At 64.8% G+C, this 4455-nt stretch carries 5 protein-coding genes and 1 pseudogene; 2 read left to right on the forward strand and 4 right to left on the reverse strand.

Annotated features, from left to right (window positions below; genetic code table 11):
* Positions 1–455: HAD family phosphatase (locus Q0331_RS08505; RefSeq protein ID WP_298075943.1), on the reverse strand; the 455-nt coding region annotated here is incomplete at its 3' end.
* A gap of 92 nt (positions 456–547) precedes the next feature.
* Here Q0331_RS08505 and Q0331_RS08510 point away from each other — a divergent pair.
* Complete coding sequence (locus Q0331_RS08510; protein WP_298075944.1) at positions 548–1393, forward strand: thioesterase family protein; 846 nt, start codon at positions 548–550, stop codon at positions 1391–1393.
* Here the strand turns inward: Q0331_RS08510 and Q0331_RS08515 are convergent.
* Genes Q0331_RS08515 through Q0331_RS08525 form a run of 3 tightly spaced genes read right to left on the reverse strand, consistent with a single transcriptional unit; the run spans position 1390 to position 4022 of the window.
* Positions 1390–1866, reverse strand: coding sequence for a hypothetical protein (locus tag Q0331_RS08515; RefSeq protein WP_298075945.1), 477 nt, complete (start codon positions 1864–1866; stop codon positions 1390–1392). The genes Q0331_RS08510 and Q0331_RS08515 overlap by 4 nt on opposite strands.
* Before the next feature lie 24 nt (positions 1867–1890).
* Positions 1891–3138 (reverse strand): cysteine--1-D-myo-inosityl 2-amino-2-deoxy-alpha-D-glucopyranoside ligase, encoded by a 1248-nt coding sequence (mshC, locus tag Q0331_RS08520; RefSeq protein WP_298075946.1) that lies wholly within the window; start codon positions 3136–3138, stop codon positions 1891–1893.
* Positions 3139–3149: 11 nt separating this feature from the next.
* A complete protein-coding gene (locus tag Q0331_RS08525; protein ID WP_298075947.1) occupies positions 3150–4022 on the reverse strand; it encodes an undecaprenyl-diphosphate phosphatase in 873 nt (290 codons plus the stop codon).
* A 76-nt stretch (positions 4023–4098) separates the two neighbouring features.
* Here Q0331_RS08525 and Q0331_RS08530 point away from each other — a divergent pair.
* Positions 4099–4455 (forward strand): annotated as a pseudogene (locus tag Q0331_RS08530) (hypothetical protein); the annotation flags it as partial.

Here is a 4455-nt window from a genome sequence, read left to right on the forward strand (position 1 = left end):
GCGGCGGTGGCGTAGATATCCGGGGCGGGCTTGCCGTTCGGCACCTCGTCGCCGCACAGGGTGAAGTCGAAGAAGTCGCGGCCAATGGAATTCAGAGAAACCTCGGTCAGGGCACGGTTCGTGTTTGTCACCAACGCCATCGGGAACCCGGCGGCCTTGGCTTCGGAAAGAATCTCCCTAATGCCGGGGCGGAATTCCAACTGCCCCGCAAGGAGCTCCTCGACGCGCGTGTACATGAAGTTCAGCCATTCGGCCTTGGCGGCGTCATCAAGAACCAACCCCGCATGTGCCGCGCAGATTTCAACTGTGGTGGGGGTGGTCGCGCCGACGGTCTTCTCGCGCACTTCCGCGGTCAGCGGGCGCCCCATCTTCTCGCCCATCTCGAAGGTTGCGATGCCCCACAGCGGTTCGGTATCGACCAGGGTGCCGTCCATGTCCCAAAGTATTGCTTTCATGATGACGTTCAGTTTAGGTCAATTGCGCTTGCCTCCGGCGCCCCTGTGTCATAGTTAGTGACGTAGGACACAACCCAGGAGTAAGGAGCGAGATGAGCGAGCAGTCGGCGTACTTCGTCCCCGGCAAGGTCACGGAGGAAGAAGGCCAGATCTACCGCCACTACCACCCCACTCAGCACACGGAAAGCCCCTGGGGGCCGGGCTTCCAGCACGGCTCCCCGCCCGCCGCGCTGGTAGCCACGGTGCTGGAAGACGGCGCGCGCGATGCCGGGCTGTCCCTGGAGGAAGGCCGTTTTAGCCGAATGACCGTGGAGATCCTGGGCGCGGTGCCGCTCAGCGAGCTGCGCACCCACGCGCGGGTGGTGCGCCCTGGAAAGCGCATTAGCTTCCTGGAGGCCATCGTCACCGACGAATCCGGCCGCGAGTTTATCCGCGGCTCCGGCTGGTGGATCCGCCGCGGGGATACGCAGGAGATCGAGCGCACCGTCGGCGAACCCATGCCCGGGCCCTCCGGCGCCGGGGACGGCAGCGACTTCCTCGAACGTTGGGCCAGCGGATATATCAACTCCATCGAGGCTCGCCGGGCGGACTTGGACGAACGCCACTTGAATGTCGATGAAACCCGCAATCCGGCGATCTACTGGTCACGCACCGACCTTCCGGCCGTCGAGGGCAAGGAGGATTCCACGTGGGTGCGCCTGATGAAGACAGTGGACATCGCCAACGGCCTGAACAACCTGCTGGATACGGATAAGTGGACGTACATGAACGTCGATACCACTGTCTACCTGCACCACGAGATGCGCGGTGAGTGGCTGGGCCTATCCGCAGAGGCCAACTACGGCACCGACGGCATCGGCACCACTGTCACGCGGATCTACGACGAGCAGGGGCTCATCGGCACCTGCAACCAGGGGATTATGCTGGCCCCGCGCTAGGCCTCGCAGACGGCCTCGGCCTGGGTGGTCACGAACATCTCGTCGGCATCCAGGTCGACGGCCAGTTTCTCCACCAGGGCGAGCAGGTCCTTGATCTCCTCGTCCTCCAGCAGCGCGTCCTCGTGGCGGGCGGAGAGCGCTTTGAGCTTCTCGATGTGCTGGTTGATCACGGCGGTGATCGCGAGGGTGGTTGCGGTGGGCTGCTCGTCGGCGCTCTCCTCGGTGTTTTGCAGGTGCAGGGAGGCCGCGATCTTCTTCAGCTCCGCTTCGCTGCTGGCGGCCACGGACTGCGCGGCCTGTAGCATGCCGTCGACGATGGCCTGTGCGTCGTCCACCGCGGACTCCGGGTAAGGGGCCTCCCAAAACTCGCGATCCTCGTCGCGCAGGTAGCTGCCTGTCGCCATTTGGCGCAGGTTGTCGAGGAACTCTTCGCGGGCAGACGTGGTGGCTGTGCTCAGCTGTGTGGTGCTCATAAGAGACAGTTTGCCCTGTGTGAGCTAGAGTCGCACGCCCAGCAGCGCATCGATTGCGGTTTTTATTTCTGACGCCGCAGCCTCGTCCCCTGCCACTCCAGCCTTGGTGGCCGCGGCCCAGTCGTCGAGCGCCTCCAGGGCCGCCGCCGTGTCGAGGTCGTTGGCCAGGTGGCCGCGGACGGTGGCTACCAGCTCGCGGGCCTCGTCGGTCGTGGTGGAGCCTGCGGCCAGGGCCGCCCGCCAGGTGGCCAGGCGATGCTCGGCGTGAGCCAGCACTTCCTTGGTCCAGTCGCGGTCCTGACGATAGTGACCCGCGTACACGCCGAGGCGGATGGCGGCGGGCTCGTGGCCGGCGGCGGTGAGCTTGGAGACGAACACGAGGTTGCCCAGCGACTTGCTCATCTTGGTGCCGTCCAGGCCGATCATGCCGGTGTGAACGTAGTGGTGGGCCATGCGGTCCACCCCGTGAGCGGCCTCGGCGTGGGTGGCGGAGAACTCGTGGTGCGGGAAGCGCAGGTCGCTGCCTCCGCCCTGGATTGCGAAGGGAGCGCCCAAACGGTTGACGGCAATGGCCGAGCATTCGATGTGCCAGCCGGGGCGGCCGGCGCCGAAGGGGGACTCCCACTTCGGCTCGCCTTCGCGGTGGGCGCGCCACAGCAGCGCGTCAAGTGGGTGCTGCTTGCCGGGGCGCTCCGGGTCTCCCCCGCGCTCGGCGAAGAACTCTGCCATCTGCTGCTCGTCGTAGCGGGACTCGTAGCCGAACTGCGGCAGGAAGGTGTAGTCGGCGTAAATGTCCGGGTATTCGTCGTCCTCCAGCCGGTAGGCGGCGCCGACTTCCAGGAGCTTGGCCACCATCTCGATGACCTCGTCGATGGATTCCATCGCGCCGATGTAGTCGCGCGGCGGGATGACCGCCAGATCTTCCATGTCGGAGCGGAACAGGTCGATCTGGCTTGTGCCCAGATCCTGCCAATCCACCCCGTCCCGCTCGGCGCGCTCAAACAATGGATCGTCCACGTCGGTGATGTTCTGCACGTAGTGCACGCCATGGCCGCCCGCGCGCAGGTAGCGGTGGATCAGGTCGAAGGTCAGGTAGGTGGCTGCGTGGCCCAGGTGGGTGGAGTCATACGGGGTAATGCCGCAGACGTACATCCCCACCTCCCCGGCGGGAATCTCGACGGGTTTCACCACGTCGTCCGCGGTGTCGTACAGGCGAAGCTGCGGGGCTTCACCCGGCAGCTGTGGGACTTCCGGTTCGGGCCAAGAGTGCATGGGTTCCGATTCTAGGCTGGCAATACCCCGAATGCGAGCAGGGCCATGACCGCCAAGCCCAGCGGGATGCGCCACAGTGCGAACCAGGCAAAGGAGTGGTTGGCCACGAACTTCAGCAGCCAGGCGATAGACGCATAGCCCACGGCAAAGGCAATTGCCGTGCCCACGAACAGCTGGGCGCCCGAGGCGGCCTGTCCGGCGTCGGGGCTAAAGGCGTCAGGAAGCGAGAAAAGCCCCGAGGCCAGCACTGCAGGGATGGCGAGCAGGAAAGAGTAACGGGTGGCGACCTCGCGATCCAGGTTCAAGAACAGGCCGGCCGAGACCGTGCCGCCGGAGCGGGACACACCCGGGATGAGCGCCAGGCACTGCGCGAAGCCCATGATCACCGAATCGCGCATGGTCAGCTGGTCGAAGCTGCGCTCGTGGCGGCCCATGCGCTCGGCGAGGATGAAGACAAAGGAGAACAGCACCAGCATCGTGGCAGTGATCCAGAGGTTACGCAGGTTATCGCGGATCAGGTCCTTACCCAGGTAGCCCAGGACGGCCACGGGCAGGGTACCGACGATGACCATCCAGCCCATCCGGTAATCGAAGGTCTCCCGGTGAATGCGGCGGCCGTGCTTGCCGGTGAGGTCGGTGAGCCACTCCCACACGCCCTTGCACCAGGCGCTGGCGATGTTCCAGATGTCCTTGGCGAAGAACACCAGCACCGCCAGCTCCGTGCCGAGCTGGATGACGGCCGTGAACGACGCGCCGGCATCCTCGCCCCACAACAGGGTGGAGAAGATGCGCAGGTGGCCGGACGAAGATACCGGTAGGAACTCCGTCAGACCTTGGATAAGCGACAGAATGATCGTCTGCGCCCAAGTCATATCTGTAGTCATGGGGATTGAGCCTAGTCCTTCTCCCCCGTCGTGAAAGAGTGACGTGGCCGGGCTGGTAGCGTTAGAAGTTGTGAATGTGCACGTCAATCGCTTTAGCCGAACCCTCTGCGTGACCGCCGCTGCCGCCCTGGCCCTGGGGTCACTTTCCGCCTGTGGATCCGAAGAGCCGGAAGAAAACGCGCCCGTTGCAGGTGAGCCCGCGCAGCCGCAGGACTCCCCCGATGATTCGTCCGGTCTGGGCGAGCAGATCGAGCTGGGTGAATCCACCCTGGGAGCAGCGCGCGTGGGCCTTTCTACAGACGAGAACGCGCCCGGAGCGAACCTGGTTGCGGTTCTTACGAAAGGCAAGGTGCACTTTATTGACGCCACCAGCCCCAAGGACGAGCCGAGCCAGGTAGATGTCGACGATTCCTGCGACAACATCTCCACCACC

This window comes from uncultured Corynebacterium sp. (assembly GCF_937999985.1).
Classification (GTDB): domain Bacteria; phylum Actinomycetota; class Actinomycetes; order Mycobacteriales; family Mycobacteriaceae; genus Corynebacterium.